This window comes from Pseudolabrys taiwanensis (genome assembly GCF_003367395.1).
GTDB classification, from domain to species: Bacteria; Pseudomonadota; Alphaproteobacteria; order Rhizobiales; family Xanthobacteraceae; genus Pseudolabrys; species Pseudolabrys taiwanensis.
This window is the reverse complement of the sequence record NZ_CP031417.1, coordinates 3,709,048-3,736,009: the sequence shown is the minus strand read 5'-3', so window position 1 is coordinate 3,736,009 and position 26,962 is coordinate 3,709,048. Positions and strand designations below refer to the sequence as shown.

23 protein-coding genes are annotated in these 26,962 nt (G+C 65.5%); 10 read left to right on the top strand and 13 right to left on the bottom strand.

Going from position 1 to position 26,962, the window contains the following annotated elements:
- Positions 1 to 6: 6 nt before the first annotated feature.
- From DW352_RS17710 to DW352_RS17700, 3 genes are all read left to right on the top strand, one after another.
- Positions 7 to 2,223 carry an ATP-binding protein gene (locus tag DW352_RS17710; RefSeq protein ID WP_162827024.1) on the top strand — a complete coding sequence of 739 codons (2,217 nt, stop codon included), beginning with the start codon at positions 7 to 9 and terminating at the stop codon, positions 2,221 to 2,223.
- 133 nt (positions 2,224 to 2,356) lie between these two features.
- Positions 2,357 to 3,304 carry a l-ornithine N(alpha)-acyltransferase gene (olsB, locus tag DW352_RS17705; protein WP_115692578.1) on the top strand — a complete coding sequence of 316 codons (948 nt, stop codon included), beginning with the start codon at positions 2,357 to 2,359 and terminating at the stop codon, positions 3,302 to 3,304.
- 200 nt (positions 3,305 to 3,504) lie between these two features.
- The gene (locus DW352_RS17700) at positions 3,505 to 4,581 is read left to right on the top strand and encodes an NAD(P)-dependent alcohol dehydrogenase (protein ID WP_115692577.1); all 1,077 of its coding nucleotides are present in this window, start codon (positions 3,505 to 3,507) and stop codon (positions 4,579 to 4,581) included.
- Between the two features lie 172 nt (positions 4,582 to 4,753).
- Here the strand turns inward: DW352_RS17700 and katG are convergent, their stop codons facing one another.
- Positions 4,754 to 6,964, bottom strand: a complete 2,211-nt coding sequence (katG, locus tag DW352_RS17695; RefSeq protein ID WP_115692576.1) for a catalase/peroxidase HPI — start codon at positions 6,962 to 6,964, stop codon at positions 4,754 to 4,756.
- A gap of 139 nt (positions 6,965 to 7,103) precedes the next feature.
- Between katG and DW352_RS17690 the strand changes: the two genes are divergently transcribed.
- From DW352_RS17690 to DW352_RS17675, 4 genes are all read left to right on the top strand, one after another.
- Positions 7,104 to 8,033: a hydrogen peroxide-inducible genes activator gene (locus DW352_RS17690; RefSeq protein ID WP_115692575.1), complete on the top strand. Its 930-nt coding sequence runs from the start codon at positions 7,104 to 7,106 to the stop codon at positions 8,031 to 8,033.
- A 152-nt stretch (positions 8,034 to 8,185) separates the two neighbouring features.
- Complete coding sequence (gene goxA / locus DW352_RS17685; RefSeq protein WP_115692574.1) at positions 8,186 to 10,138, top strand: CTQ-dependent glycine oxidase GoxA; 1,953 nt, start codon at positions 8,186 to 8,188, stop codon at positions 10,136 to 10,138.
- A 6-nt stretch (positions 10,139 to 10,144) separates the two neighbouring features.
- Positions 10,145 to 11,227: an NAD(P)/FAD-dependent oxidoreductase gene (locus tag DW352_RS17680; protein WP_115692573.1), complete on the top strand. Its 1,083-nt coding sequence runs from the start codon at positions 10,145 to 10,147 to the stop codon at positions 11,225 to 11,227.
- A gap of 101 nt (positions 11,228 to 11,328) precedes the next feature.
- A complete protein-coding gene (locus DW352_RS17675; protein WP_115694470.1) occupies positions 11,329 to 11,823 on the top strand; it encodes a RidA family protein in 495 nt (164 codons plus the stop codon).
- Positions 11,824 to 11,894: 71 nt separating this feature from the next.
- Here DW352_RS17675 and DW352_RS17670 read toward each other — a convergent pair whose 3' ends face one another.
- The 9 genes from DW352_RS17670 to rimP all read right to left on the bottom strand — a co-directional run bounded on the left by DW352_RS17670 (position 11,895) and on the right by rimP (position 22,409).
- Positions 11,895 to 12,386, bottom strand: a complete 492-nt coding sequence (locus DW352_RS17670; RefSeq protein WP_245434161.1) for a DUF3237 domain-containing protein — start codon at positions 12,384 to 12,386, stop codon at positions 11,895 to 11,897.
- Positions 12,387 to 12,491: 105 nt separating this feature from the next.
- Entirely contained in the window at positions 12,492 to 14,642 is a 2,151-nt protein-coding gene (pnp, locus tag DW352_RS17665) for a polyribonucleotide nucleotidyltransferase (RefSeq protein WP_115692572.1), read from the bottom strand.
- Between the two features lie 272 nt (positions 14,643 to 14,914).
- Positions 14,915 to 15,184 carry a 30S ribosomal protein S15 gene (gene rpsO / locus DW352_RS17660; protein ID WP_115692571.1) on the bottom strand — a complete coding sequence of 90 codons (270 nt, stop codon included), beginning with the start codon at positions 15,182 to 15,184 and terminating at the stop codon, positions 14,915 to 14,917.
- Between the two features lie 3 nt (positions 15,185 to 15,187).
- The gene (gene truB / locus DW352_RS17655; protein ID WP_115692570.1) at positions 15,188 to 16,252 is read right to left on the bottom strand and encodes a tRNA pseudouridine(55) synthase TruB; all 1,065 of its coding nucleotides are present in this window, start codon (positions 16,250 to 16,252) and stop codon (positions 15,188 to 15,190) included.
- Complete coding sequence (gene rbfA, locus DW352_RS17650; protein ID WP_115692569.1) at positions 16,245 to 16,670, bottom strand: 30S ribosome-binding factor RbfA; 426 nt, start codon at positions 16,668 to 16,670, stop codon at positions 16,245 to 16,247. The genes truB and rbfA overlap by 8 nt, the downstream gene beginning before the upstream one ends.
- Before the next feature lie 144 nt (positions 16,671 to 16,814).
- Positions 16,815 to 19,403 carry a translation initiation factor IF-2 gene (infB, locus tag DW352_RS17645; protein ID WP_115692568.1) on the bottom strand — a complete coding sequence of 863 codons (2,589 nt, stop codon included), beginning with the start codon at positions 19,401 to 19,403 and terminating at the stop codon, positions 16,815 to 16,817.
- Positions 19,404 to 19,417: 14 nt separating this feature from the next.
- Positions 19,418 to 20,128, bottom strand: a complete 711-nt coding sequence (locus tag DW352_RS17640; protein ID WP_115692567.1) for an RNA-binding protein — start codon at positions 20,126 to 20,128, stop codon at positions 19,418 to 19,420.
- Positions 20,129 to 20,141: 13 nt separating this feature from the next.
- Positions 20,142 to 21,752: a transcription termination factor NusA gene (gene nusA / locus DW352_RS17635; RefSeq protein WP_115692566.1), complete on the bottom strand. Its 1,611-nt coding sequence runs from the start codon at positions 21,750 to 21,752 to the stop codon at positions 20,142 to 20,144.
- A gap of 3 nt (positions 21,753 to 21,755) precedes the next feature.
- The gene (gene rimP / locus DW352_RS17630) at positions 21,756 to 22,409 is read right to left on the bottom strand and encodes a ribosome maturation factor RimP (protein WP_115694468.1); all 654 of its coding nucleotides are present in this window, start codon (positions 22,407 to 22,409) and stop codon (positions 21,756 to 21,758) included.
- 236 nt (positions 22,410 to 22,645) lie between these two features.
- Here rimP and DW352_RS17625 point away from each other — a divergent pair, with 236 nt between their 5' ends.
- From DW352_RS17625 to DW352_RS17615, 3 genes are read left to right on the top strand one after another with little or no spacing between them, the layout of a single operon-like run.
- Positions 22,646 to 23,725: a DUF2336 domain-containing protein gene (locus tag DW352_RS17625; RefSeq protein WP_115692565.1), complete on the top strand. Its 1,080-nt coding sequence runs from the start codon at positions 22,646 to 22,648 to the stop codon at positions 23,723 to 23,725.
- A gap of 50 nt (positions 23,726 to 23,775) precedes the next feature.
- The gene (locus DW352_RS17620; RefSeq protein ID WP_115692564.1) at positions 23,776 to 23,991 is read left to right on the top strand and encodes a DUF433 domain-containing protein; all 216 of its coding nucleotides are present in this window, start codon (positions 23,776 to 23,778) and stop codon (positions 23,989 to 23,991) included.
- Positions 23,988 to 24,314: a DUF5615 family PIN-like protein gene (locus DW352_RS17615; RefSeq protein ID WP_115692563.1), complete on the top strand. Its 327-nt coding sequence runs from the start codon at positions 23,988 to 23,990 to the stop codon at positions 24,312 to 24,314. Before DW352_RS17620 ends, DW352_RS17615 begins: the two co-directional genes overlap by 4 nt.
- Here the strand turns inward: DW352_RS17615 and trmB are convergent.
- From trmB to DW352_RS17600, 3 genes are all read right to left on the bottom strand, one after another.
- Positions 24,311 to 25,009 carry a tRNA (guanine(46)-N(7))-methyltransferase TrmB gene (gene trmB / locus DW352_RS17610; protein ID WP_115692562.1) on the bottom strand — a complete coding sequence of 233 codons (699 nt, stop codon included), beginning with the start codon at positions 25,007 to 25,009 and terminating at the stop codon, positions 24,311 to 24,313. The two genes, DW352_RS17615 and trmB, sit on opposite strands and share 4 nt — an antisense overlap.
- A gap of 105 nt (positions 25,010 to 25,114) precedes the next feature.
- Positions 25,115 to 26,386, bottom strand: coding sequence for a methionine adenosyltransferase (gene metK, locus DW352_RS17605; protein ID WP_115692561.1), 1,272 nt, complete (start codon positions 26,384 to 26,386; stop codon positions 25,115 to 25,117).
- 141 nt (positions 26,387 to 26,527) lie between these two features.
- On the bottom strand, positions 26,528 to 26,935 hold the full coding sequence (locus DW352_RS17600) for a helix-turn-helix domain-containing protein (RefSeq protein WP_115692560.1): 408 nt from the start codon (positions 26,933 to 26,935) through the stop codon (positions 26,528 to 26,530).
- Positions 26,936 to 26,962 lie beyond the last annotated feature (27 nt).

Genomic DNA, 26,962 nt, shown 5'->3' with positions numbered 1-26,962 from the left:
CCCACGATGCCGCGAGCGACCTCACAGAGCGCATCAGCCGCCGCAACACGCGCGCGCAACATCGCGGCGCTGGTGCTATTCGGGCGCACCGTGATCGTGACCTGGGCGGTGCTCTCCGCCGGCCTCGGTTTTATCGCCGGCGTCGTCATCCAGCGCGAAAACTACGACCCTTATGCCTTCGGCACCGGCGTCGCGGTGCTGTTCGCGGTCGCCTGTGCCGTGATCGCGCTGTTGTTGATGCGGCGGCGTGATTACGCCGCCAAGCGGCGGGTTCTCGAATCGCTGATCGAAGAACTCGAAGACAAGAACTGGGAATTGCGCGAGGCCGAAGAGCGCGTGCGCAGCCTCATCGAATCGCAAGGCGATGTCATCGTGCGCCGCGATGCGTCAGGCCACGTCACCTATGCGAACGAAGCCTTCTTCGCGCTCACTGGACAAGCGCGTACCGATCTCCTCGGCAAGCCGCTCGCATTGCGGGTGCGCGAGCAAGGCCCGGTCACCGTGCTCGCCGACGGCACGCGCATGCACGATCAGAAGATCGCGACGGCGGAGGGCGCCCGCTGGTTCGCCTGGCGCGAAGTCGTGGTGCGCAGCGAGGCCGGCGCCGAGGTGCAAGGGGTCGGCCGCGATGTCACCGACCGCGTCGACGCGGAGCAGGCGCTCAGCGCGGCGCGCGACCAGGCCGAAAGCGCCAGCCGCGCCAAGTCGCGCTTCCTCGCCACGGTCAGCCACGAAATCCGCACGCCGCTCAACGGCATGCTCGGCATGGCCGATCTGCTGCTCGACACGCCGCTCACGCCGGAGCAGGTGACGTATGTCAAAGCCGCGAAGACGTCGGGCGAAACCTTGCTGTCGTTGATCGAGGAGATCCTCGACTTCTCCAAAATCGAAGCCGGCCGGCTCGATCTCGATGTGAAGCCGTTCGCGCTCGCGCCGCTGATCGAACAGGTCATCGAGCTTCTGGCGCCGCGCGCGCAGGCCAAGGGTATTGAGATCGCCTGTTTCGTCGATGAGAAACTGCCGGCGCGCGTCATGGGCGACGCGATGCGGCTGCGGCAAGTGCTGCTCAATCTCGCCGGCAACGCCATCAAGTTCACCGAGCACGGCGGCGTCTCGGTCATTGTCGAACGCGGCGACGCGCACGACCTGCGTGTCGTCGTGCGCGACACCGGCATCGGCCTCAAACAAGAAGACGTCGCGCGCATCTTCCTCGAGTTCGAGCAGGCCGACGGCTCCTCGACACGCAAGTTTGGCGGCACGGGCCTTGGCCTTGCGATCACCAAACGCATCGTCGAGCGCATGGCCGGCCGTATCGAGGCGACGAGCACGCCCGGCGCCGGTGCGGCCTTCACGGTCACGCTGCCGGTCGAAGCCGCGGGCCATCTGAGCGAGGCGGAGTTCGCCGCGCCCGATCTCACCGGGCAGGCGGTTCTGATCGTCGCCGCGGCGCAGATCGAAGCACAACTGCTCGCGCGCCGGCTCGGCCAATGGGGCGCGGTGACACACATCGCGGCCGATCCGCAGGAAGCCGCCGCGCTTTTGTCCACGCGCCGCTGGCAGGGGCTGCTGGTCGACTTCCCTTTGGCGTCATCGATGCTGCAGGAGGGCACGCCGCCGCTGGCGGTGCCGCGCCGCATCGTGCTGATCAAGCCGACCGAGCGGCATGAACTTGCCGCGCTGAAGGACGCCGGCTTCGCCGGCTATCTCGTCAAGCCGGTGCGCGCGGCGTCGCTCGCGGCGCGCTTGCGCCCCGCCGATGTGTTCGAGGACGCGGCCGCGCCGGCGGAACGCGCGGTTGTCGCGGCCTCAGGCAAAGGCCTGTCGGTGCTGGTGGCGGAAGACAACGACATCAACGCGTTGCTGGCGCGGGCGCTGCTGGCGCGCTTGGGGCACCGGCCGGAGGTTGTGGAAAACGGGGCGGCCGCTGTGGATGCCTGGCAGCGCGCCCGCGTGGCAGGTATGCCCTACGATTTGGTGCTGATGGACATCCAGATGCCCGGCATGGACGGGCTCGAGGCGACCCGCCGTATCCGCGCCGCGGAAGCCGGGGAGGCCGTGCCGACGCGGATTCTGGCGCTGAGCGCCAATGCCCAGGCCGAGGACCGCGACGCGGCGCTGGCCGCCGGTATGCAGGGGTTGCTGACCAAGCCGCTCGATCGCGAACGTTTGCAGGAGGCGCTGGATGCAACCAGCGGCAGCGGGCGCAAGACGCTTGCGGCGTAACGGAACTTTCCCCACATTGTCATAATTCGGTATCCGGCCCATGGTGTACGGGTCAGCGGACTTTATGTGGCGCTGATTCGACTTTTGATTGGCAAGTACCCCCACACGCGTAACCGGATCCGGAAATACCTCCATGGCCACTCGCCTGAACCCTTCGCGCAACCTGTTTGGCCGCTTTCGTCCGGCCGGGGGTGGGGCTGCCGGCGTCCCGGGCCTGATCACCACGTTCCAGGCCTATAGCGGCCTGCAGGCCTTCGCCGCCCGGGCGCACCGGCCGGCGCAGACGCTCGGCCGCATCGGCTCGCTGGAAGTGCGTTTGGCGCAGACCGCGGCCGAGGTGCGGCAGGCGCAGAAGCTGCGCTACCGGGTGTTCTACCAGGAGGGCAGCGCTATCCCCAATCCGGGCCGGCTGTTCGCCCGCCGCGATGTCGATTCCTACGACGCCATCTGCGACCACCTGCTGGTCATCGACCACGATGCGCGCGATCGCACCGCGCTCAACCGGCCCACGGTGGTCGGCACCTACCGGCTGCTGCGCCAGTCGCTCGCCGAGGATCACGGCGGCTTCTACACCGCCGGCGAATTCGCCATCGGTGGGCTGATCGAGCGTCACACCAATTTGCAGTTCCTCGAGCTCGGCCGCTCTTGCGTGCTGGCGCCCTATCGCAACAAGCGCACCGTCGAGCTGCTGTGGCACGGCATCCATGCTTACGTGCAGCATCACCGGATCGACGTGATGATCGGCTGCGCCAGCCTGGAAGGCACCGATCCGCATCGCCTGGCGTTGCCGCTGTCGTTCCTGCATCACTACAGCCGCGCGCCGGAGGCCTGGCGCGCGCGCGCGCTGCCGGCGCGCTATGTCGAGATGAACCGGCTGTCGAAGGAAACCATCGATCCGAAGGATGCGCTGCGCGCGTTGCCGCCGCTGGTGAAGGGCTATCTGCGCCTCGGCGCTTACATCGGCGACGGTGCGGTGATCGACCACGAGTTCGGCACTACCGACGTGCTGGTCGTGCTGCCGTTCGCCGAGGTGAAGCAGAAGTACCTCGAGCACTTCGATCGCAGCCGCCGCGCGGCCTGACGCAACATCATTCTGGAACCGGCGCAGGCTTGCGCTTCGACGAACGAAGCGCAAGCGCGTTCGCATGCGTCGAAGATGACGTTCCGATGGCAGCGCATCATCGGGTCAGATGACGCGGCGCATCGCTTTTTGATCTAGATCGTATCGCGGCCGGACTCACGGCGTATGCAGGGAGCAGTCCCGCATGCCGGAGTTCCATCATGGCCAAGAAGATGAAAGCCGCGATCTTCGTCGAGCCCAATCGCATCGTGCTCGATGAAAAGCCGATTCCGGAAATCGGTCCGTTGGATGCGCTCATCCGCATCACGACGACGACCATCTGCGGCACCGACATTCATATCCTCAAGGGCGAATATCCCGTCGCGCGCGGCCTGACCATCGGCCACGAGCCGGTCGGCATCATCGAGAAGCTCGGCGCGTCGGTGCAAGGCTTCAAGGAAGGCCAGCGCGTCATCGCCGGAGCGATCACGCCGAGCGGCCACAGCGCGGCTTGCCTCTGCGGCTGCTCTTCGCAGGACGGCCCCGGCACCAAGCACGGCTTCAAGGGCATGGGCGGCTGGCGCTTCGGTAACACCATCGACGGCGCGCAGGCCGAGTATCTCCTGGTGCCCGATGCGATGGTGAACCTCGCGCCGGTGCCGGAGGGCCTCACGGACGAACAAGTGCTGATGTGTCCGGACATCATGTCGACCGGCTTCTCGGGCGCCGAAAGCGGCAATGTGCGCATCGGCGACAGCGTTGCCGTGTTCGCGCAAGGTCCGATCGGTTTGTGCGCGACGGCGGGCGCGCGGCTCCTGGGCGCGACGACCATCATCGCGGTCGACAAGGTCGCGCCGCGCATGACCATTTCGCGCAAGATGGGCGCGGATCACGTCGTCGATTTCTCCACGGTCGATCCGGTCGAGGAGATCATGCGCCTCACGGACGGCCGCGGCGTCGACGTCGCCATCGAAGCACTCGGCCGCCAGCAGACCTTCGAATGGGCGCTGCGCGTGCTGCGACCGGGAGGCGCCTTGTCGTCGCTCGGCGTCTATTCGGCGGATTTGAAAATTCCGCTCGATGCTTTCCTCGCCGGTCTCGGCGACCACACGATCCGCACGACGCTCTGCCCCGGCGGCAAGGAGCGTATGCGCCGGCTGATGGACGTTGTCGCTTCGAACCGGATCGATGCGCGGGCGCTGGTCACGCATCGGTTCAAGCTCGACGATATCGAGAAGGCGTATGACCTGTTTGCCAACCAGCGCGACGGCGTGTTGAAGGTGGCGATCACGCCTTGATCCTCCGTCGTCCCCGCGAAGGCGGGGACCCAGTACGCCGCTGCGGAATCGATAAGGCGCGGAGTACTGGATCCCGGGTCGCGCTTCGCTCGCCTGGGATGACGCGAGGAAAAACAAAAACGGCCGGGGATTCCCCCGGCCGTTTCATTTCATGTCAGCGATGCGCTGACGCCTAGGCCGCCTTTTGCGTGCCGGCCCCGACGAGATCGAAGCGGTCGGCGTTCATCACCTTGGTCCACGCCGCCACGAAGTCCTTCACGAACTTATCCTGCGAGTCGGTGCAGGCGTAGACTTCGGCGAAGGCGCGGAGCTGCGAGTGCGACCCGAAGATGAGGTCGACGCGCGTAGCGGTCCATTTCAGGTCGTGGCTCTTGCGGTCACGCCCTTCATAGGTGCCGTCGGCGGCCGGCACCCACTCGGTGCCCATGGTCAGCAGGTTGACGAAGAAGTCGTTCGTCAGCGAGCCGACGCGGTTGGTGAGAACGCCGTGCTTGGCGCCGTTGGCATTGGCCCCTAACACGCGCAGGCCGCCGACGAGCACCGTCATCTCGGGTCCGGTCAGCGTCAGCAGTTGCGCACGATCCACCATCGCCTCTTCGGGATGCATGAACTGCCGCTTGCTGCTGATGTAGTTGCGGAACGCGTCGGCGCGGGGCTCGAGCGGAGCGAAGGATTCGACGTCGGTCTGGTCCTGCGACGCATCCGTGCGTCCCGGTGCGAAGGGCACCTTCACATTGGTGCCGCCATCCTTCGCCGCCTTTTCGACCGCGGCGTTGCCGCCGAGCACGATCAGGTCGGCGAGCGACACCTTCTTGCCGCCCGAAGCCGAACCGTTGAACTCCTTCTGGATCGCTTCGAGTTTCGACAGCACCTTCGCGAGTTCAGCCGGCTCGTTCACTTCCCAGTCTTTCTGCGGCGCCAAGCGAATGCGCGCGCCATTGGCGCCGCCGCGCTTGTCGGAGCCGCGGAAGGTCGAGGCCGAGGCCCACGCCGTGGACACGAGTTGCGGCACGGTGAGGCCGGAGCCGAGGATCTTCACCTTCAACGTCTCGGCATCCTTGTCGTCGATCAGCGCGTGATCGACGGCGGGGACCGGATCCTGCCAGATCAACGTCTCCTTCGGCACAAGCGGGCCGAGGTAACGGGCGCGCGGCCCCATGTCGCGATGCGTGAGCTTGAACCAGGCGCGGGCGAACGCGTCGGCGAACTGATCCGGATGCTCGTAGAAGCGCCGCGAGATCTTCTCGTAGGCGGGATCGAAGCGCAGCGCCAAGTCCGTGGTCAGCATCGTCGGCTTGCGCTTCTTCGACGGATCGAAGGGGTCCGGAATGTCCGCTTCGGCGTTCTTGGCCGTCCACTGCTTGGCGCCGGCGGGGCTCTTCGTCAGCTCCCATTCGTATTTGAACAGGTTCTCGAAGAAGTAGTTGCTCCACTTCGTCGGCGTCTGGGTCCAGATGACTTCGGGGCCGCCGGTAATGGCGTCGCCGCCGATGCCGCTTGCGTACGTGCTCTTCCAGCCGAGCCCTTGGTCCTCGAGTGCGCCGGCTTCCGGCTCCGGCCCGACCAGCGACGGATCGCCCGCGCCGTGCGTCTTACCGAAGGTGTGACCGCCGGCGATCAGCGCGACGGTTTCTTCGTCGTTCATCGCCATGCGGAAGAACGTTTCGCGGATGTCCTTGGCCGCGGCCACGGGATCGGGATTGCCGTTCGGGCCTTCCGGATTGACGTAGATGAGGCCCATCTGCACGGCACCGAGCGGCTCCGACAGCTGACGCTCGCCGCTGTAGCGTTCGTCGCCGAGCCATGTGCCTTCCGGACCCCAATACAGTTCTTCGGGTTCCCACACGTCCTTGCGGCCGCCGGCGAAGCCGAAGGTCTTGAAGCCCATCGACTCGAGCGCGGCATTGCCGGCGAGAACCATCAAGTCGGCCCAGGAGAGTTTGCGGCCGTACTTCTGTTTGATCGGCCACAGCAAGCGGCGCGCTTTGTCGAGGTTGGCGTTGTCCGGCCACGAGTTGAGCGGCGCGAAGCGCTGCTGGCCCGCGCCGGCGCCGCCACGGCCGTCGGTGATGCGATAGGTGCCGGCGCTGTGCCAGGCCATACGGATCATCAGGCCGCCGTAATGACCGAAGTCGGCCGGCCACCATTCCTGCGAATTCGTCATCAGCGCCGTGAGGTCCTTCATCACGGCGTTGAGGTCGAGGCTCTTGAACTCCTTGGCGTAGTCGAAATCGCCACCCATTGGGTCGGAGAGAGTCGAATTGCGATGGAGCATCTCGATGCTCAATGCATCCGGCCACCAATCGCGATTTGCGCGGCCGCGCGTGCCGCCCGAGAACGGGCACTGGCCCCCGCTGGTGCTCACCTTGGTCTTGTCATCCATGCTTGAGGCTCCTCTCGTTGACGTTTGTCGTTGTGTCCCGTTGTAATGCAGGCGGTTACAACTAGAACTATTATCGCTCCAAACCGGGATCAGGTCTAATCGCATTGTTTAGGGTTCTCGATAAGGCTACCTTATCGGCATGATCACATTGCGACAGTTGCGTTACCTGACCTCGCTTGCCCGCCATCGCCATTTCGGCCGCGCGGCCGAGGATTGTGCCGTCACCCAACCCGCGCTCTCGATGCAGGTACGCGAGCTGGAGCGTGAAATCGGCGCGGAACTTGTCGAGCGGCGGCCGGGCGACATCGTCCTCACCGAAACCGGGCTCGAGGTCGCGCAACGGGCCGAGCGCATTCTGGCCGCGGCGCGCGATCTCGTCGACTTCGCGCGCCACCGTGACGTGCTCACCGGGCAATTGCGGTTCGGCATCATTCCGACGCTCGCCCCTTATGTCTTGCCGCGCGTGCTGCCGCGGTTGCAAGAACGCTATCCGGCGCTGCGACTTGAAGTTCGCGAGACGCAAACGCGATTACTGCTCGACGAATTGTCGAGCGGGGAACTCGACTGCATCATGCTAGCGCTGCCGGTCGAGGGTGTCGACGTCGAGACATTGAAATTATTCGACGACCGTTTTCTGCTGGCCGCGCCGTCGAGCGAACCGTTGCCCGCGCGCAAGCGCGTCGCTGTCGACGATGTCGATCAAAGCCGGCTCATCCTGTTGGAAGAAGGCCATTGCCTGCGCGATCAGGCGCTCGCTTTCTGCGCCACCAAGGGGCGTGATCTCCCGGCTGGTCTCGGCGCGACGTCGCTCACCACCGTGATGCAGATGGTGGCGAACGGTTACGGCGTCACGCTGTTGCCTGAAGTGGCGGTGGAGACAGAAGCACGCGACAGCCGTGTGAAACTCCTGCGCTTTACCGAACCGGAACCCGCGCGCGCGGTGGGACTCGCATGGCGTCGCACGTCACCGCGCAAAAAGGATTTCGAAGCGCTTGGAACAATTATCGGCGAAGCACTGTCGCACGGCCGCTTAATGCAATCTGCGCAACGTAGCGAAAGCGCTCATTAACAATATCCCACTACCGTCCCCGTCGATTTCGCATTCGCGGCTTGCGCAATCGATGATCGACCATGTCCGGTGCGGTCGTCTGGCAATGAATTGAGCGCGTCGTTACGCCACGGCGATGCGCGGAAGCCGCCCGCAGACCGGAGGCAATCAACATGAAACGTCGCGACTTTCTGCTCGGGGCTTCGGCCGTCGGTTTGACGTCACCGGCGTTATTCAAGGCCGCGATCGCGCCCGCATTCGCGCAGCCCGCGCCGGCCGGCGCGCGCATTGTCCGCGCCGCGATCTTTCCCGCGATCGGCTTCTCGCGCGTCGGCAATGGCGACGAATGGTTTCTCGCGCCGGAAGTTCCCGGTCTCTTGAACGAGCCGCAGGGCGGCTTCAAGCAGAGTCCGTCGCGCGTCAAGAAGCAGGTGCAGCGCTTCCGCGTCTATGGCTTCGACGATCAAGGCCGCGTCGTGCGCGAACTCGGCACCGCGGATAACGTTCGCTGGACGGTGCACGTCGCCAACAGCAAGGCGGCCTGGTACGGCTTCTCGAACGCGATGGACCGCGGCGATATCACGCCGGGCATTCCGGGCGCGCAGCGCAACAATTTCATCGCGCCGGACAAGCGCGAGGAGATGCTGATCATCAATCCCGGCCCGGTGCAGATCAGCGGCGCGTCGGTCAATGCCGGCGGCAGCGATGCCAAGTACAACATGGCCGGTCAGTTCTGGAAGAAGCTGCCGGTCGGTCTCGGTCATCTGCGCACGGACGATGCCGGTCGTCTGCTGGTGTTCCCGGCGAGCGGTGTGTCGCAAACGGCGCTGCCGCAGAACCCGGTGAAGGACTTCACCAACAATGACGGCTGGCACGACGATTGGGCAGACGGCTGGGTCAAGGCGACCGTCCGCGTCGGCGGTGCCGATGTCGAATGCGATCCGGCGTGGGTCGTCTGCTGCGGTCCGAAGTTCGCGCCGCAGATCGAGCCGATCGTCAGCCTCTATGACGTCGGCCGCGAGGTGATGATCTCGACCGGACACATGAAGGCCATTGCCGGCCAGGTGTCGTTCCGGCGCGACGTGCTGCCGATCCTGCGCCGCGCGGGCATGATGCAGTGGGTTGCCGATGCGTCATATCTCATTGCGGCCTGGCTCGATCTCGATGACCTGTCGAACCCCGACGTCATCAAGAAGCTTGCCGTGGCCGACGCGGCGGCGCGTCCCGCGCGCGAAAAGGTGCTGGCGGCATTCCGCAAGCCGGGCGGCGGCGACCAGCGCGTCAAGGCTGTGCCGCTGATGCTCGGCGACGGCGTCAATTATCCCGGCAGCCGCGACAGCTGGCTGACGCTGACGCCGAGCCAATACGCCATCCTCGGCGCCTGGGCGAAGGGCGACTTCGTCAACGACTACGAAGACGCCAAGGCCGACGCTGTGAAGCAGCTCGACGACATGCCGCTCGCCATGCGGCCGGAAGCGCTGACGCGCGCCGCGCTCGACGCCTGCTCGGGCGGCGCCTTCCATCCAGGCGTGGAAATCACCTGGCCGATCCGTCAGGCGGCGCTCTATCGCACGCCGAAGGACACGCCGTTCCCGTTCCGCATCGCGATCTCGACACGCAAAGGCTTGGCGCAGGACGTCGGGCTGCAGCTCAATCCGCAGAACGTGTTCGCCGGCAATCCGTCTCGGCCTGACGCGGGCGCGCCGATCGGCCCGCAAGCGCCGGGCGATCTCACCCGCTGGATGGGTGTGCCGTGGCAGGGCGACGCTTTCAGCTGCCAGTCGGTGCTGACGGCCGACGGTTTCCCGACGCCGGTGTGGTGGCCGGCGCTGCTGCCGGTCGATGTGCTGCCGGAGGAGTTCTACAAGCGCATGATGCGTACGGATCTGCCGGTCGAGGAGCGGCTGCGCTTCTATCACGCGCGCGCACCGTGGTCGCGCGGTGCCGCCGGCATCGGTCTGCATGTCGAAGCGGGCTACACCGATGGCCTGCGGCGCATGATCGAACTCTGGACGCAGATGGGCGTGGTCGTGCGCCGCACCGGTCCGAAGGACGTGCCGGGCGTGCCGGAAGAGGTCTATGTCGAGGTGCAGCGCGGCTCGATGAACCTTGCCTCGGACAACTGAGGCGGCATGACGCGTATAGTCGTCGTCGGCGCGGGCATGGCCGGCATGGCTTGTGCCCGCGGCCTGCAGCGGCGGGGGCTTCGCCCCATCCTGATCGCGCCGCCGCAGGCGGCGCATAATCGCGGCGAGACGTTGTCGTCTCGTGCGCGTCCTTTCCTCGAAGCGCTCGGCTGGCTGCCGCTGCTCGATGACGCGACCACGCTGAGTTGCGAAGGCCGTTATTCGATCTGGGGCAACGCCACCCTGCGGCGCGACGACACGCAAGGCGAGGCCGAAAGCGGCTGGCATATCGACCGGCGCAAGCTCGAAGCGCGCATGATGGAGACGCTCGATGCCGATGGGATCGAACGTGTCAGCGGTACGGTGCGCACCGTCACGCGCATGCGCCATGGTGCGTCGCTCGATCTAGCCGACGGGGCCCGGCACGAAGCTGATTTCGTTATCGATTGCAGCGGCCGCGCGTCGGTGAGCGCCGGCGACGCAAACTTGATGCGTCTCGACAAGCTCGTCGCTTGTTACGCCATCGCTACGCTCGATGACGATGCCGAGGTCGCGGCGGCGACGTTGGTCGAGGCCGTGGCCGACGGCTGGTGGTACATGTCGGCATTGCCGGGGCGGCGCGTTCTCGTCGGCTTTTTCACGGACTCGGATCTGTTGTCGTCCGGCTTGCGCCGGGATCCGGCGCGCTGGGCGCAGATGGCGTCCGAAACCCTTGCGGTGTCGCAACGTGTGACCAGCCTCGGCATTGATCTCGCGCGGTCGTCGTTGCAGTTCGCCGCGTCGAGCACCGTGACCGCGACGCGGATCGTCGAACCGAGAGTCATCCGCGCCGGCGATGCGGCGAGTGCGCTCGATCCTCTGGCGGCGAATGGACTCGCGACAGCGCTGTGGAGCGGCACGCAAGCCGCGGACAGTGTCGCCGAACTGATCGCCGGCAACGGCGCCGTCGCCGCGCGCTACGAACAATCTTATCTACAGGGCATCGCCGCGCATCTCGCGGCGCAGCGTTCGCTTTATGCATCGGAGCGGCGCTTTCGCACGCTGCCGTTCTGGCAACGACGCAACGGAATCGAACCAAGTCATGCGTGAGTCATAAGCGTCGCGAGTTATCGCGGCGCCGATGCAACGCGCCGTTTACGAGATGCCGATACACGCGATCTGTTTTTGTTCAACCCAAGGAGATGACAACCATGCCGAAACTGTCGCGCCTATTCGCCGTTCTCCTGAGCTGCTCGATGATCGTCGGCGCCGCCGCGGCGCATGCGGAGAACGTCAAGATTCTGTCGCCGGTCGAAGGCGGCATCAAGCCCAGCGGCAGCTGGAGCGTCGGCGCGCTGGCCGGCGGGTTCATCTTCGTCGGCGGCATGCGCGGCGTCGACCCGGCGACCAACAAATTGGTCGAAGGCGACGAAGCGCGCATCCGGCAGATGTTCATCAATGTGAAGCAGGTCGTCGAAGCCCAGGGCGCGACGTTGCAGGACGCCGTGCGTTTGACGATCTACGTGTCCGACGTCGTCAAGTACCGGCCGATGGTCAACAAGGTGCAGCAGGACGAAGCGTTGTGGGGCAAGGGCCCTTATCCGCCGCGCACCGTGCTGGAAGTGCGTAAGCTCGACCAGGACGATATCGCCGAGGTCGACGCGACGTTCTTCGCGCCGCAGAAGAAGCGTAAGGGCAAGAAGTAACGCCGGCTCGCGCCATCGATACCGGGTCGCGTGTTTCCCGCGCGGCCCGGCGATGGTGCGCAACCGGTGCCTTAAAGCACCTCGAACACGTGATAGATCGGGCCGCTGGCAAGCCGGTGGCCGGTTGCGACCGCAATCACGTTGTTGAGCCAGTCGTATTTGTCCGATGCCGTCTCGAACAAGGGTATGGCGCGGAAATAATAGTCCGACGGGCTGACGCTCTCGCCTTTGGCGATGCGGTCGAGCGCCGCCTGCGGTCCGTGGCGGATACCCTTATAGGTCATGCCGATGAGGTGACCGTCGTCGGTCTCCATCACGAGACGCACGTCGAGCACCCACGATCCGTCGCGCCGCACCGTCTGCCAGTCGCTGCCGCCGGACAGCACTTTGCCGCGCAGGCGCTCGCCTTCGAAGGTGCCACCGGTGATCTCGCCGACCCGGCGGTCGATGCTCGGCGTCTGGCCGATGACGCTCGGCTTGTTGACGTTGATCCGGAAGACGAACAGCGGCTGCAGTTGCAGCGATTGCATTTCTTTCGGCAGCTCGGCGGCGAGCGAAGACATTGGCGTTTCCCCGATGATCATTCTTGTGCGGGAAGCCTAGACGGCGCGCGCGCAAAGAAAAAGGGCGGCCCGAAGGCCGCCCTTTCGCATTCGTTGCGGTGAGACTTACTCCGCCGCGCCTTCGGCCGGAGCGTCGGCCTTCTGCTTGGCTTCGAGGTCCTCGCCGGTCGCCTGGTCGACGGCCTTCATCGACAGGCGCACCTTGCCGCGCTCGTCCATGCCGAGGAGCTTCACCTTCACCTTGTCGCCTTCCTTGACGACGTCGGAGGTCTTCTGCACGCGGCTCGCGGCGAGCTGGCTGATGTGCACCAGGCCGTCGCGGGCGCCGAAGAAGTTCACGAAGGCGCCGAAGTCCATCACCTTCACGACGGTGCCTTCGTAGATGTGGCCGACTTCCGGATCGGAGGCGATCGACTTGATCCAGTTGATCGCCGCCTTGATCGAGTCGCCCGAAGCGGAGGCGACCTTCACCGAGCCGTCGTCCTCAATGTTGATCTTGGCGCCGGTCTTCTCGACGATCTCGCGGATCACCTTGCCGCCGGTGCCGATCACTTCGCGGATCTTGTCGGTCGGGATCTTGAAGGTCTCGATGCGCGGCGCATGCTCGCCGAGCTCGGCGCGCGCGGCCGAGAGCGCCTTCGACATTTCACCGAGGATGTGCACGCGGCCGTCCTTCGCCTGGGCGAGGGCGACCTTCATGATCTCTTCGGTGATGCCGGCGATCTTGATGTCCATCTGCAGCGACGTGACGCCTTGCTCGGTGCCCGCCACCTTGAAGTCCATGTCGCCGAGGTGGTCCTCGTCGCCGAGGATGTCGGACAGCACGGCGTAGCGCTGGCCCTCGAGGATGAGGCCCATGGCGATGCCGGCGGTCGGACGCTTCAGCGGCACGCCCGCATCCATCAGCGCCAGCGAAGCGCCGCAGACGGAGGCCATCGACGACGAGCCGTTCGATTCGGTGATCTCCGACACCACGCGGATGGTGTAGGGGAACTCGTCCTTGCCCGGCAGCACCGGATGGATCGCGCGCCAGGCGAGCTTGCCGTGGCCGATTTCGCGGCGCTTGGTGCCGCCGAGGCGGCCCGTCTCACCGACCGAGTAGGGCGGGAAGTTGTAGTGCAGCAGGAACGATTCCTTGTAGGTGCCCTGCAAGGCGTCGATCCACTGTTCGTCTTCCGCGGTGCCGAGCGTCGTGACGACGAGCGCCTGGGTCTCACCGCGGGTGAACAGCGCCGAGCCGTGGGTGCGCGGCAGCACGCCGACTTCCACCTGGATCGGGCGCACGGTCTTGAGGTCGCGGCCGTCGATGCGCTTGCTGGTGTCGAGCACGTTCCAGCGGACGATCTTGGCCTCAAGCTCCTTGAACACGCCGGCGACGCGCTGCTTGTCGTAAGCGGGCTCGGCGCCTTCCGGGAAGAAGTGCGCCATCACCTTTTCCTTCACCGCGCCGACCGCCTTGTAGCGGTCCTGCTTCACGGGGATCGAATAGGCGGCGCGCAGATCCTTCTCGGCGATGCCGAGGATTTCCTTTTCGAGCGCGGCGTTGTCGGGCAACGTCAGCTCGCGCGGCTCCTTGGCGGCCTTCTCGGCGAGCTTGATGATCGCCTCGATCACCGGCTGGAAGTGGCGGTGGCCGAACATCACGGCGCCGAGCATGATCTCCTCGGACAGCTCCTTGGCTTCCGATTCGACCATCAGCACGGCGTCGGTGGTGCCGGCGACGACGAGATCGAGCTGGCTCTCGGTCATCTCGTCGAGCTGCGGGTTGAGCACGTATTCGCCGTTGATGAAGCCGACGCGGGCGGCGCCGATCGGGCCCATGAACGGTGCGCCCGACAGGGTCAGCGCGGCCGAGGAGGCCACCATCGCCAGGATGTCGGGATCGTTTTCGAGGTCGTGCGACAGCGTGGTGACGATCACCTGCGTCTCGCAGCGCCAGCCATCGGCGAACAGCGGACGCACCGGACGGTCGATGAGGCGGGAGACCAGCGTCTCCTTCTCGGTCGGACGGCCTTCACGCTTGAAGTAGCCGCCCGGAATGCGGCCGGCGGCGTAGAATTTTTCCTGGTAGTCGACGGTGAGCGGCAGGAAGTCGATACCTTCGCGCGGCGCCTTGGCGGCGACGACGGTGGCGAGAACGGTGGTTTCGCCGTAAGTGGCAAGAACGGCGCCGTCGGCTTGACGCGCCATGTGGCCGGTCTCGAGGGTCAGCTTGCGGCCGCCCCAGTCGAGCTCAACGCGGTGAATATTGAACATCGGTTCTTCTCTCATGGTTCTGGGTCAAAGCCCTGAAGCCATGAGCAAGACGGCAAGACGCTTCTCGCGGGCGCGTCAGGCGGCGCACCGGGCGAATAAAGCGTCTTGCGATCCTGCCATGGCGTTCCGAGCCTTGCCTTGGCGCAAGAGCCGATCACATTCGGCTCCTGCTCTTGCCGGCGGCGTCCTTCGCCGCCGGTCATCAAAAGCGAATGCAACCTACGCATACGCTTCACAAACGCGCGGCGGCTTCATGCGCGCCGCGCGCGACATTATCGGCGGATGCCGAGCTTCTCGATCAAGGACTTGTAGCTGGCTTCGTTGCTGCGCCGCAGATAGTCGAGCAGCGTGCGGCGCTGACTGACCAGCTTGAGCAGACCACGCCGGGAATGGTTGTCCTTGGTGTGGGTCTTGAAGTGCTCAGTCAGATTGGTGATGCGCTCGGACAGGATCGCGATCTGTACTTCCGGCGATCCGGTGTCTCCGGCTTTCGTGGCAAACGTCTTGATAACTTCAGCCTTACGGCTGGGCGTCACCGACATCGGTCATCCTTTCTTACGGGCGGCACGGCCTACAAGGCCGACCAGGTTGAACACGCGCTTGGGGACGATTTCGCCGTGGTCCAGTTCGGCCAGGGCCAGAAGCTGACCCGCTACGTTCACCGAAACAGTGCCGCGGAAATTGGGAGCGTCCCGTCCGCGCAACAAAACGGATTGGCCCCTTGCGAGCCTCCCCGCATCCTGCCGGCTGATGGCCAGCGCCGGGATGTCGTCCAGCGCGGTCTCAACTGGCATGAGTGCATCGGCAAGGCTTCCCTCGCCGGTGGCGGCTCTATGGCACAGAGCCTCCAAATCTTCCAGTAGAATCATGGTTTCCGGGCTGAAGGGCCCGACGGCGGTACGCCTGAGCTGGCTGACATGGCCGTAGCAGCCCAGCGCCCGGCCGATGTCGCGGGCCAGGGACCGGACATAGGTACCCTTGCCGCATTCGGCCTCGAGCACCGCGTGGTCGGCGTCCGGGATCTCGACGACCTCCAAACGCTTGATCTCGACCGGCCGGGGCTGCAGTTCCACCGTTTCGCCGTCGCGGGCGAGGTCGTACGCCCGCTCGCCTTCGATCTTGATGGCCGAATACCGGGGCGGGACCTGCTGAATGGTGCCGATGTAATTGGGCAGGACGGCGTTAATGGCCTCGGCGCTCGGGCGCTGCTCGCTCTGGGCGATGACCCGGCCTTCGGCGTCGTCGGTGTCGCGTTCCTCGCCCCACCGCACGGTAAATCGATACAGCTTGCGGCCGTCCATCACGAAGGGGACCGTCTTGGTGGCCTCGCCCATGGCGATCGGCAGCGCGCCGGAGGCGAGCGGGTCGAGCGTGCCGGCATGGCCGCAGCGGCGGGCCGAGAACAGCCGCTTGATGACGCTCACCGCGTGGGTCGAGGTCATGCCGACCGGCTTGTCCAGCACGACCCAGCCGTGGACGTCGCGCTTGTCGCGCTTGAACTGCTTCTTGTGCGGGCGGCGGCCCTTCGGTTCGCCCTGGGGCGCGGGAGCCGCGGGGGGCGCGGCATCGATCTCTGCCGTGTCGGCGTACTGGTCGGCACCGTCAGTCATTGTCGTCCTCGTGGTCCAGGTCGCGCTGCACGTCCGGCGAGCGCAGAAGCTTGTCGATGCGCTCGGCTTCGGCGAAGCGGTCATCGACCCGGAAGCGGAGGTCCGGCGCGAATTTCAGGTTGATGCGATGCGCGATCTCGGCGCGCAGGAATTTCTTGTGGCGCTCGAAAGCGGCGACCACCGCCTCGGCATCCTTGCCGCCGAGCGGCATGACGTAGACCGTGGCGAGGCGAAGGTCGGCGGTCACCTTCACCTCGGGAACGGTGATCATGTGCCCTTCGATGACCGGATCATGGACGTCGCCCCGCGTGATCATCTCGGCGATGGCGTGCCGCACCAGTTCGCCGACGCGCAGCTGCCGCTGCGACGCGCCGCCGGGCGTCGCCTCGTGGCGACCCGTGTTTTTCTGACGAGACATCGTAATCCTCGCGGTCATCGTCCGCGAAAGCGAACGATCCAGTAACCCCGGCGGTGACCTGGGTTACTGGATGCCCCGCTTACGTGGGGCATGACGGTGTTAGTGTTTGAGGCGGTCGATTATACGCGCGCGTGAGATTTGGACTCACAGCGAGCGTTGAATCGTCTCCACCCGGTAGCATTCGATCACGTCGCCTTGCCGCATGTCCTGGTAGTTCTCGAAGGCCATGCCGCATTCCATACCGGCGCTGACTTCCTTGACGTCGTCCTTGAAGCGCTTGAGCTGCGAGAGCTTGCCTTCGTGGACGACGACATTGTCGCGGATCAACCGGACATTGGCGCCGCGTTCCACGGTGCCGTCGGTCACGCGGCAGCCTGCCACGTTGCCGACCTTCGACACCTTGAAGACTTCCAGGATCTGCGCGTTGCCCAGCATGGTCTCGCGCAAAGTCGGCGCGAGCAGACCGGACATCGCTTTCTTCACGTCATCCACGAGGTCGTAGATGATGTTGTAGTAGCGGATTTCGATGCCGGCACGTTCGGCCGCCTCGCGTGCTTCCTTGTTGGCGCGCACGTTGAAGGCGATGATCGGCACGCCCGAGGCTTCCGCCAAGGTGACGTCCGACTCCGAGATGCCGCCGACGCCGGCGTGCAGCACGCGCGCCGCCACTTCGTCGGTCGCCAGCTTGTCCAGCGCGCCGATGATGGCTTCGACCGAGCCTTGCACGTCGCCCTTGATGACCAGCGGGAATTCCTTGCGGCCCGCGGTCTTGGCCTGCGCCATCATCTGCTCGAGCGAGCCGCGCATGCCGGTGGCGCGCGCCGCCATCTTCTCGCGCTTCTGACGGGCGCGATACTCGGTGACCTCGCGGGCGCGGGCTTCGTTCTCGACCACGGCGAGACGGTCGCCGGCATCCGGCGTACCGGAGAAGCCGAGAATCTCGACCGGCATCGAGGGGCCCGCGCTCTGCACGGTCGCGCCGGTATCGGAGACGAGCGCACGCACGCGTCCCCATTCGGCGCCGGCGACGACGATGTCGCCGGGGTGCAGCGTGCCGCGCTGAACCAGCACGGTGGCCACGGGACCGCGGCCGCGATCGAGCTTGGCTTCGATGACCGTGCCTTCGGCGGGGCGGTCCGGATTGGCCTTGAGGTCGAGGAGTTCGGCCTGCAGGCCGATCATCTCGAGCAGCTTGTCGATGTTGATCTTCTTGGTGGCCGACACCTCGACGTCGACGACATCGCCGCCGAGCGATTCCACCTGGATCTCGTGCTGCAACAGCTCGGTGCGCACGCGATCGGGCGTCGCGTCCGGCTTGTCGATCTTGTTGATGGCAACGATGATCGGAACCTTGGCCGCCTTGGCGTGATGGATCGCTTCGACCGTCTGCGGCATGACACCGTCGTCGGCCGCGACCACCAGCACCACGATATCGGTGACCTTCGCACCGCGCGCGCGCATCGCCGTGAACGCGGCGTGGCCCGGCGTGTCGATGAAGGTGATCTTGGCGCCGGACGGCGCCGACACCTGATAAGCGCCGATATGCTGGGTGATGCCGCCGGCTTCGCCCGCCGCCACTTCGGCGGAGCGGATCGAATCGAGCAGCGAGGTCTTGCCGTGGTCGACGTGACCCATGACGGTCACGACCGGCGCGCGCGGCGCCAGATGCGCCGGATCGTCGGCGACGTCGAACAGGCCCTCTTCCACGTCCGCTTCGGAAACGCGGCGCACGGTGTGGCCCATTTCCTCGGCGACGAGCTGCGCCGTGTCGGCATCGAGCGTGTCGTTGATCGTCGCCATCTGGCCCTGCTTCATCAGCAGGCGGATGACGTCGACCGCGCGCTCGGACATGCGGTTGGCGAGCTCCTGGATCGTGATCACATCCGGGATCGTCACCTCGCGCACGAGCTTTTCCTTCTGCTCGTTGGCGGCGTGGCCCTTCAAGCGCTGCGTGCGGCGGCGGAACGAGGCGATTGAACGCTCGCGCACTTCATCGGCGTTCAAGGCGTTGATGACGGTCAGGCGGCCGCGCTGCTTCTCGGCGCCCGCACGGGGAGCGGCCGGACGCGGCGGCACGGGCCGCGCGGCACCGCCGCCAGGGCGGCGCGACACGCGCGGCGCTTCTTCTTCCTCGACTTCGAGGGCCGGCCGCGCAGCCGGGGTTGCCGCCGCCGGCCGCTTGGCGGGCTCTTCGTCGCCGAGACGCTTCTTGGCGACCTCGCCGGCTTTGCGCTTGGATTCCTCCTCGCGCTTGTGGCGTTCTTCTTCCTCGCGCTTGCGCGCTTCGGCGGCCTCCCGATCGGCCTTTTCGATGGCCTCGCGGGCGGCCCGGATCTTGGCCTCTTCCTCGGCGATCTTGCGTTCTTCGGCTTCGCGCACGCGCGAGTCGGCGAGCGCATGCGCACGCGCCGCGCGTTCTTCCTCGGTGAGCGTGCGCAGCACGACGCCGGACGAGCGCGGCGGCGCTTCGGTTGGACGCGGGCGCTGGGGGGCCGGCCGCGGCGCCGCGGCGGCGGGCGCGGGCTTCTTCGGCGGCTCGACCGGCGCGGCCGGTTCGTGCTTGGCCTCAGGCTTGCCGATGGTGCGGCGCTTCACGGTCTCGACCACGACCTGCTTGCTGCGGCCATGGCTGAAGCTCTGGCGCACGACGCCCGTCTCCGTGCGCGGCTTCAGCGTCAGCTTGCTGCCGGACACACCGAGTTTCTTTTCGCCAGGGTTCTTGGTCTCAGTCATTCAGTACTTTGTCCTTATGCGCCGTCCGTCGGCGCATGCGCGCTAACTGCCTCGGGCGATTGTCCGGTCCGATAGCGCACAAGGCGCGACACGCGAGCGAGAAAAGTTTCGCTCCCGGGCCCGGCAAGCAGCGCTGCATGTACCACATTTGGGCGGTTCAGTGCCAAATCCAATTGCACGCCGGAAAATTCGCCGACCAGGGCGATTTCACGTGCGATTCCGTCAGTTTCCTCTCGAATCCGGCGCAAAGCGCCGTCGAGCTTGCGTTTGCCGTCCGCCGCGCCGTCGCTGGCGTGCAGCAACGCCACGGCCTCGTTCCGCGCGAGCGCCGCCTCGACCTTGGCGAAACCCGCTATCGCTAGGCCCGCTTTGCCCGCCACGGCGAGCGCGTCGAGCGCGGCCCGTTCCAGCATCGCTTCGGTCTGCGCCGGCAGGTCGGTGGCGACCTTCACGTTGCGTTTGAAGCCGCGGGCGAAGACGTTCCGTTTGACCGCCTCGGTCAGCGACTTGCGCGTCGCGGTGATCCAAAGCCCGCGGCCGGGCAATTTACGTTTGACGTCGGCGACGACCGTGTCGCCGGGTCCGACCACGAAGCGGATCATCTCGGACACCGGCTGTTCCTTGCGCGTGAGCGCGCAGGTGCGCTGCGTGCCGGGGGCGACAGTCGTCGCCCCGCGGTCGAGCTCATCCTCCTGCGTTGTCACGCGCGGTTCGGTCGCCAGCATCCATACTCCTTGGTCAGGCCGGTTCGGCGGCGGGTTCTTCCGCCGGCTCGGCCTCGGCCCGTTGCGCAGCCAGTTCTTCCTCGGTGATCCAGCCCGCCTTCAGGCGCGCCTCCATGATCAACGCTTCGGCGTCCTCGCGCGAGATGTCGATGCCATCGAAGAAGCCCGGCTCCTTCTTGGTCTCGCCATCCTTGCGTTCGGTCCAGCCGGTGAGGTCGTCGGTGGCGCAGCCAGCGAAATCCTCGACCGTCTTCACGCCGTTCTCGCCGAGGGCGACCAGCATCTTCATGGTGATGCCGGGAATCTCCGTCAGCTCGTCGGCGACACCGAGTTCCTTGCGCTTGGCATCGAGCTCGGCTTCCTGCGCCGCGAGATATTCCTTGGCGCGCTCCTGCAGCTCGGCGGCCGTCTCCTCGTCGAAACCTTCGATCGAGGCGATTTCCTTCTGGTCGACCAGCGCCAGTTCTTCGATCGAGCCGAAGCCTTCCGACGCCAGCAATTGACCGACCACTTCGTCGAGGTTCAGGGCGTCGACGAAAATCTTGGTGCGGTTTTCGAACTCGGCCTGGCGGCGCTCGGATTCTTCCTGCTCGGTCAGGATGTCGATATCCCAGCCGGTGAGCTGCGAGGCCAGACGCACGTTCTGGCCGCGACGGCCGATCGCCAGCGACAGCTGTTGATCCGGCACGACGACTTCAATGCGTTCCTTGTCTTCGTCGAGCACGACCTTGGCGACTTCCGCCGGCGCCAGCGCATTGACGACGAAGGTCGCGATATCCGGCGACCACGGGATGATGTCGATCTTCTCGCCCTGCAGCTCGTTCACCACGGCCTGCACGCGCGAACCGCGCATACCGACGCAGGCGCCGACCGGATCGACGCTGGAATCGCGCGAGATCACGGCGATTTTGGCGCGCGAGCCCGGGTCGCGGGCGACCGCCTTCACCTCGACGATGCCGTCGTAGATTTCCGGCACTTCCTGCGCGAACAGCTTGGCGGTGAATTGCGGATGCGTGCGCGACAGGAAAATCTGCGGGCCGCGCGGCTCGCGGCGCACGTCGTAGATATAGGCGCGGATGCGGTCGCCGTTGCGGAACACTTCGCGCGGCAGCAGTTCGTCGCGGCGGACGATGGCCTCGCCGCGGCCGAGATCGACCACCACGTTGCCGTACTCCACGCGCTTGACGACGCCGTTGACGATGTCGCCGATGCGATCCTTGTACTCGGCATATTGCCGGTCGCGCTCGGCCTCGCGCACCTTCTGCACGATCACCTGTTTGGCCGACTGCGCGGCGATACGGCCATATTCGAGCGGCGGCAGCGGATCGGCGATGGTGTCGCCGACCTGCGCGGCCGGATGGCGCTTGCGCGCGTCGTCAACGGTGATCTGGTTCGACGGGTTCTCGACCGCATCGACCACCAGCATGTGCCGGGTCAGGCGCAGGTCGCCGGTCTTCGGCTCGATCTCGGCATGCACGTCGGTCTCGGCGCCGTAGCGCGAGCGCGCCGCCTTGGCGATCGCGTCTTCCATCGCCGCGATCACGATGCCGCGGTCGATCGACTTCTCGCGGGCAACCGCGTCGGCGATCTGCAAAAGCTCGAGCCTGTTGGCGCTGACAGCCATAGCTCACTCTCCTCCTTTGTCGGCAGGCCTCTGCGGCCGGTGCCGGGAATGTCTCTCTTCGCGTCTTTCTTCACGTTTGGCGGCGCGCGCTTCGCGCTTGGCCGCCTTCTCGCGCCGCAAGGCTTCGGTCACCAGTTCGTCGGTGAGCACGAGCTTCGCGTCGCTCATATCTCCGATCGGCAGCAGCACGTCGGCTTCGTCGCCCTCACGGGCATCGTCGCGGTGCAGCTTGGCCAGATCGCCCTCGGTGCCGGTGAGATGGCCGCGGAACCGTTTGCGGCCATTGATCGGCACTTCCATCTCGATGCGCACCAGGTGGCCGGCGTAACGGTCGAAATCGGACTTGCGCACCAGCGGCCGGTCGATACCCGGCGAGGAAATCTCGAGCCGGTAGGCTTTTTCGATGGGGTCGGCGACGTCGAGCACCGGCGAGAGCGCGCGCGAGATGTCTTCGCAGTCGTCGATGGTCAGCGTGCCGTCGGGACGCTCGGCCATGATCTGCATGGTGGAGCTTTCGCCGCCGGAAACACGCACCCGCACCAGCCGATAACCGAGCTGCTCCAGCACCGGCTCTGCGATGTTGGCGACACGCGCCGACAACCCCGGCTCGGTAATCAGCCGCGGTTCGGTTGCATCGGCGGCGGCCGAAGCCGCCATCAGATCATCGCTTTGCGCCATTCCGTAACAAAAAAGAGCGGGCCCGGGAGGACCCACTCTCAAAACCCGATTTGGTTATGAGGGTGTCTTACGTACCGGCGCAATATAGCGAATTTCCTCGTTTGTGCAAGGGTTTTGCCGGTTCCGCAGGCTAACTCTTCCTTCAGAAATCAAGCCTAAATTCTCGTAAAACCGCGGGTGAATGCGCGGTTGCGGCTGTTTTTGTGAGTTATCGTATGGGTTCCCCAGCCTCGCTCCTGCCCGAACTGGAAGACGTGGTCCAGCACGGCACGGCCGAGAAGCGGGCAGAGACCCTGCGCCGTATCACCAGCCTGTTTCTCGACGGCGCGCCTTCTTTCCGCGACCACCATGTCGCGCTGTTCGATGACGTCATCGGGTACCTCATTGAGGAAATCGAGGCGAAGGCGCTGGCCGAGCTCGCGCGGCGGATCGCGCCGGTCCCGAATGCGCCGGCGCATGTCGTCAGCAGGCTCGCCAACAGCGACGACATCGACGTCGCCGGCCCCGTGCTCAAGCAGGCGCGGCTCGACGAACCGGAGCTGATGCGGATCGCCGAGACCAAGAGCCAGGCGCACCTGCTTGCGGTATCGATGCGCCTCGGCATCAGCGAGTCGCTGTCCGACATCCTGGTGGCGCGCGGCGACCGCGAGGTCGCGCGCTCGATCGCCACCAACCACAATGCGCGCCTGTCCGAGCAGGCCTTCACCACCCTGGTGCAGCGCGCCGAGCAGGATGGCGTGCTGGCCGAGAAGGTTGGCCAGCGCACCGACATTCCGCCGCGGCTGTTCCGGCAGTTACTGATGCGCGCGAGCGACGTGGTGCAGAAACGCCTGCTGGCGCAGGCCAAGCCCGAGACGCAGCTCGAGATCCGCAAGATCCTCGCCAAAGTCACCGACGAGGTCGGCGCCAAGGCGGCACCACGCAACTATACCGCCGCGCTGGCCAAGACGCGGGCCCTGCACAAGGAGCGCAAGCTCACCGAGGCCGATATCGCCGAGTTCGCCAACAGCGGCCAGTACGAGGAAACCATCGCGGCGCTGGCGACCGTCTGCGCCGTGCCGGTTGAGGTGGTGGATCGCCTGATGAACGGCGAGCGCGCCGATCCGGTGCTGATCCTGGCGCGCGCGGTGGGCTTCGGCTGGCCGACGGTGAAGGCGGTCATGAGCGCGCGGCCGGGGATCAAGGTGAATGCGCAGCTCCTCGATGCGGCGTTCGAGAATTTCGAGCGGCTGACCGCGGCGACGGCGCAGCGCGTCGTGCGTTTCTGGCAGGTGCGCCAAGGCACGGGCGAGTAACCCGGTTCGCCGGTGCGGTTGTCTGCAGCACCGGCTCGCCTTAGATTAAGATGATGAAGGTATCGCCGATATCCCGCGACGCGAACGTGATGGGCGGCACACCGGTATTCGCTGGGACGCGGGTACCCGTCCAGACGTTTCTCGATTATCTCGAAGCCGGCGACAGCATCGACGAATTCCTTGTCGGCTTTCCGTCGGTTAAGCGCGAGCAGGTCATCGCCTTTCTTGAGGAGGCGAAAGATCGGCTCGTTGCATCGGTCTCGTGAGGATCTTTCTCGACGAGTGCATCGATTGGCGCTTGTTGCGCGATATTGTCGGCCATGATGTGAAAACGGCCCGGCAGATGGGGTGGGCGACGATCAAGAACGGCGAGTTGCTGGTTCTTGCTGCGCGTTCGTTCGATGTATTTGTGACAGTCGATCGAAATCTGTCGTTTCAGAACAGCATCGGCGCGCTACAAATTGCGGTCATCGTTCTGCGGGCCAAAAGCAATCGCTTGAGCGATTTAAGGCCGCTCGTTCCGGGTCTTCTAGTACTTCTTGAAACAGCTCGGCCGGGCGAGGTTTTGGAGGTTGCGGCGCCCGGCTAACTGCGTCTGAAAATAAAATACGCCGGGGTGCGGCCTTCGCGGATCGCCTTGGCTTCGTAGCGCGTGCGCACGAAGCCCGCCCACGGTTTGCGCCAATCGTCGGCGCGTTCGGCCGTCCAGGTGAAATCGCGCGAGCGCAGAATGCGCATCAATACGTAATCGGCGTAACTCGGAATGTCGGTGGCGAAACGGAATTCGCCGCCATCCTTCACGATGCGGGCGAGGCGTTTCAAGCTTTCGTCCTGCACGAAGCGCCGCTTCCAATGCCGCTTCTTCGGCCATGGATCGGGATAGAGCAGGTCGATCCGGGTGAGCGCCGCGACCGGCAGCCAATCGAGCAGCGCGCTGGCGTCGCCGAAATACAGAAGGATGTTGGTCAGCTTGCGTTCGTCGATCGCCACCAGGGCCTTGGCGACGCCGTTCAAGAACGCATCGGTGCCGATATAGCCGACATTCGGATTGGCCTCGGCCTGCGCGATCAGATGTTCGGCGCCGCCGAAGCCGATCTCCAGCCGCACCTCGTCGACGACGCGCGGGAACAGAGCGCGCAGATCGGCGGGCGCCGGCTTGCCCAGATCGAGGCCGATCGTCGGCAGCAGCGTCTCGAACAAGGCCGCCTGACGCGGCTTGAGGGCATGGCCCTTGCGCCGGCCGAAGAAGGCGCGCTGCGAGGTTTCGTTCGGGTCTTCGCTCATGAGGCGATTGGGATGCCCCGCTTAGCCGGGACATGACAACATAAAAAAGCGAATGGCCGGCGTTGCGGCCGGCCATTCGTCGAATGTGTACCGGTGCGAAGAAGCTTACTGCACCGCGCTCTTGATCGCCGCCGCGAGGTCCGTCTTCTCCCAGGAGAAGCCGCCGTCGGCTTCGGGCTGGCGGCCGAAGTGGCCGTAAGCCGCGGTGCGACGATAGATCGGACGGTTCAGCTTGAGCGTGCGGCGGATGTTGGTCGGCGTCAGGCGGAAGAGCTGCGGCAGCACTTCCTCCAGCTTGCTCTCCGGCACGAGGCCGGTGCCATGCGTGTCGACCAGGACCGACATCGGATCGGCGACGCCGATCGCGTAGGCGATCTGGATGGTGCAGCGCTCGGCAATGCCCGCCGCCACGACGTTCTTGGCGAGATAGCGCGCGGCGTAAGCGGCCGAACGGTCGACCTTGGTCGGGTCCTTGCCGGAGAAGGCGCCGCCGCCGTGCGGGGCATAGCCGCCGTAGGTGTCGACGATGATCTTGCGGCCGGTCAGGCCGCAGTCGCCGTCCGGACCGCCGACAACGAAGTTGCCGGTCGGGTTCACCAGGAAGTTGGCATCCTTCGGCATCCAGCCTTCCGGCAGCGCCGAAGCGACCGCGTCGGTGATCATCTCCTTGATGAGGCCGGGCGTGTACTTGTTGCCGTTGCGGCTTTCGGCGGTGTGCTGCGTCGAGACCACCACCTTGGTGGCGCCGACCGGCTTGCGGTCGACATAACGCACCGTCACCTGGCTCTTGGCGTCGGGCTGCAGGTCGTGCAGCTGACCGGATCGGCGCTTGTCGGACAGGACCTTGAGGATCTTGTGCGAGAAATAGATCGGCGCCGGCATGAACGAGTTCTTTTCGTAGACCTCGCTCTCGGTGCAGGCGAAGCCGAACATCATGCCTTGGTCACCGGCGCCTTCTTCTTCGCCGCTGGCGTGCTTCTTGGCGTCGACGCCCATGGCGATGTCGGGCGACTGGCCGTGCAGCAGCACTTCCACGTCGGCGCCATAGTAGGAGAAGCCGTCCTGGTCGTAACCGATGTCCTTGACCACATCGCGCGCGATCTTAGTGATCAGTTCGCGATCGACGACGGCCTTGTCGCCGTGTTTGCGGAAGAGCGGCGACTGGCCGCGGCCTTCGCCGGCGATGACGATCTTGTTCGTGGTGGCCAGCGTTTCGCAGCCGAGGCGCGTGTTGACCAAGCTATCGTCGGAGATGCCCAGCTTGACGTCGTTCTCAAGAAACGCGTCGAGGACCGCGTCCGAGATCTGGTCGCAGACCTTGTCCGGATGACCTTCGGAAACCGACTCGCTGGTGAACAGGTAATTGGTATGAGCCACCGCTGAAACTCCTCCATCGCACGGCCGATGTCGGCCGCGCCGTTTTTATGCAGCGGTGTTTCTTGCAGTGACCGTCCGCAACGTCAAGGTGCGGGCAAAAGTGGGCAACTTCCACTCTCGCAATGGGATCACGCGGGCAATTTATTCCTCGCCGGCGATCTGCTCGACCAAGTCAACAATGCGGCGGCGCAGCTTGCTGTTCTTGATGCGCATGAACGACTTTGTCAGCGACAAGCCGTCGGACGTGGCGAGAAAGTCGGAGACGTAGGCGGGCGACGGAGCTTCGCTCATGCCGGGGGTGACTTGGCCGCCCGGAGCAAGCGGCGCGCCTTCGAAGAAGAAGGAGACGGGAACCTGGAGGATGTGTGCGATCTGTTGAAGGCGGCTCGCACCGATGCGGTTGGTACCCTTCTCGTACTTCTGAACTTGCTGGAAGGTCAGGCCAAGGGCATCCCCGAGCTTTTCCTGACTCATGCCCAGCATCATCCGACGCATACGCACACGCGAACCGACGTGCTTGTCGATCGGATTGGGTGCCTTCTTAGCCATAAATATCTCCTATGCCTCCATCGTGGC

Coding starts and splice junctions, on each gene's coding strand:
- DW352_RS17710 (WP_162827024.1), top strand. CDS start 7: ATGCCGCGAGCGACCTCACAGAGCGCATCAGCCGCCGCAACACGCGCG.
- olsB (WP_115692578.1), top strand. CDS start 2,357: ATGGCCACTCGCCTGAACCCTTCGCGCAACCTGTTTGGCCGCTTTCGT.
- DW352_RS17700 (WP_115692577.1), top strand. CDS start 3,505: ATGGCCAAGAAGATGAAAGCCGCGATCTTCGTCGAGCCCAATCGCATC.
- katG (WP_115692576.1), bottom strand. CDS start 6,964: ATGGATGACAAGACCAAGGTGAGCACCAGCGGGGGCCAGTGCCCGTTC.
- DW352_RS17690 (WP_115692575.1), top strand. CDS start 7,104: ATGATCACATTGCGACAGTTGCGTTACCTGACCTCGCTTGCCCGCCAT.
- goxA (WP_115692574.1), top strand. CDS start 8,186: ATGAAACGTCGCGACTTTCTGCTCGGGGCTTCGGCCGTCGGTTTGACG.
- DW352_RS17680 (WP_115692573.1), top strand. CDS start 10,145: ATGACGCGTATAGTCGTCGTCGGCGCGGGCATGGCCGGCATGGCTTGT.
- DW352_RS17675 (WP_115694470.1), top strand. CDS start 11,329: ATGCCGAAACTGTCGCGCCTATTCGCCGTTCTCCTGAGCTGCTCGATG.
- DW352_RS17670 (WP_245434161.1), bottom strand. CDS start 12,386: ATGTCTTCGCTCGCCGCCGAGCTGCCGAAAGAAATGCAATCGCTGCAA.
- pnp (WP_115692572.1), bottom strand. CDS start 14,642: ATGTTCAATATTCACCGCGTTGAGCTCGACTGGGGCGGCCGCAAGCTG.
- rpsO (WP_115692571.1), bottom strand. CDS start 15,184: ATGTCGGTGACGCCCAGCCGTAAGGCTGAAGTTATCAAGACGTTTGCC.
- truB (WP_115692570.1), bottom strand. CDS start 16,252: ATGACTGACGGTGCCGACCAGTACGCCGACACGGCAGAGATCGATGCC.
- rbfA (WP_115692569.1), bottom strand. CDS start 16,670: ATGTCTCGTCAGAAAAACACGGGTCGCCACGAGGCGACGCCCGGCGGC.
- infB (WP_115692568.1), bottom strand. CDS start 19,403: ATGACTGAGACCAAGAACCCTGGCGAAAAGAAACTCGGTGTGTCCGGC.
- DW352_RS17640 (WP_115692567.1), bottom strand. CDS start 20,128: ATGCTGGCGACCGAACCGCGCGTGACAACGCAGGAGGATGAGCTCGAC.
- nusA (WP_115692566.1), bottom strand. CDS start 21,752: ATGGCTGTCAGCGCCAACAGGCTCGAGCTTTTGCAGATCGCCGACGCG.
- rimP (WP_115694468.1), bottom strand. CDS start 22,409: ATGGCGGCTTCGGCCGCCGCCGATGCAACCGAACCGCGGCTGATTACC.
- DW352_RS17625 (WP_115692565.1), top strand. CDS start 22,646: ATGGGTTCCCCAGCCTCGCTCCTGCCCGAACTGGAAGACGTGGTCCAG.
- DW352_RS17620 (WP_115692564.1), top strand. CDS start 23,776: ATGATGAAGGTATCGCCGATATCCCGCGACGCGAACGTGATGGGCGGC.
- trmB (WP_115692562.1), bottom strand. CDS start 25,009: ATGAGCGAAGACCCGAACGAAACCTCGCAGCGCGCCTTCTTCGGCCGG.
- DW352_RS17600 (WP_115692560.1), bottom strand. CDS start 26,935: ATGGCTAAGAAGGCACCCAATCCGATCGACAAGCACGTCGGTTCGCGT.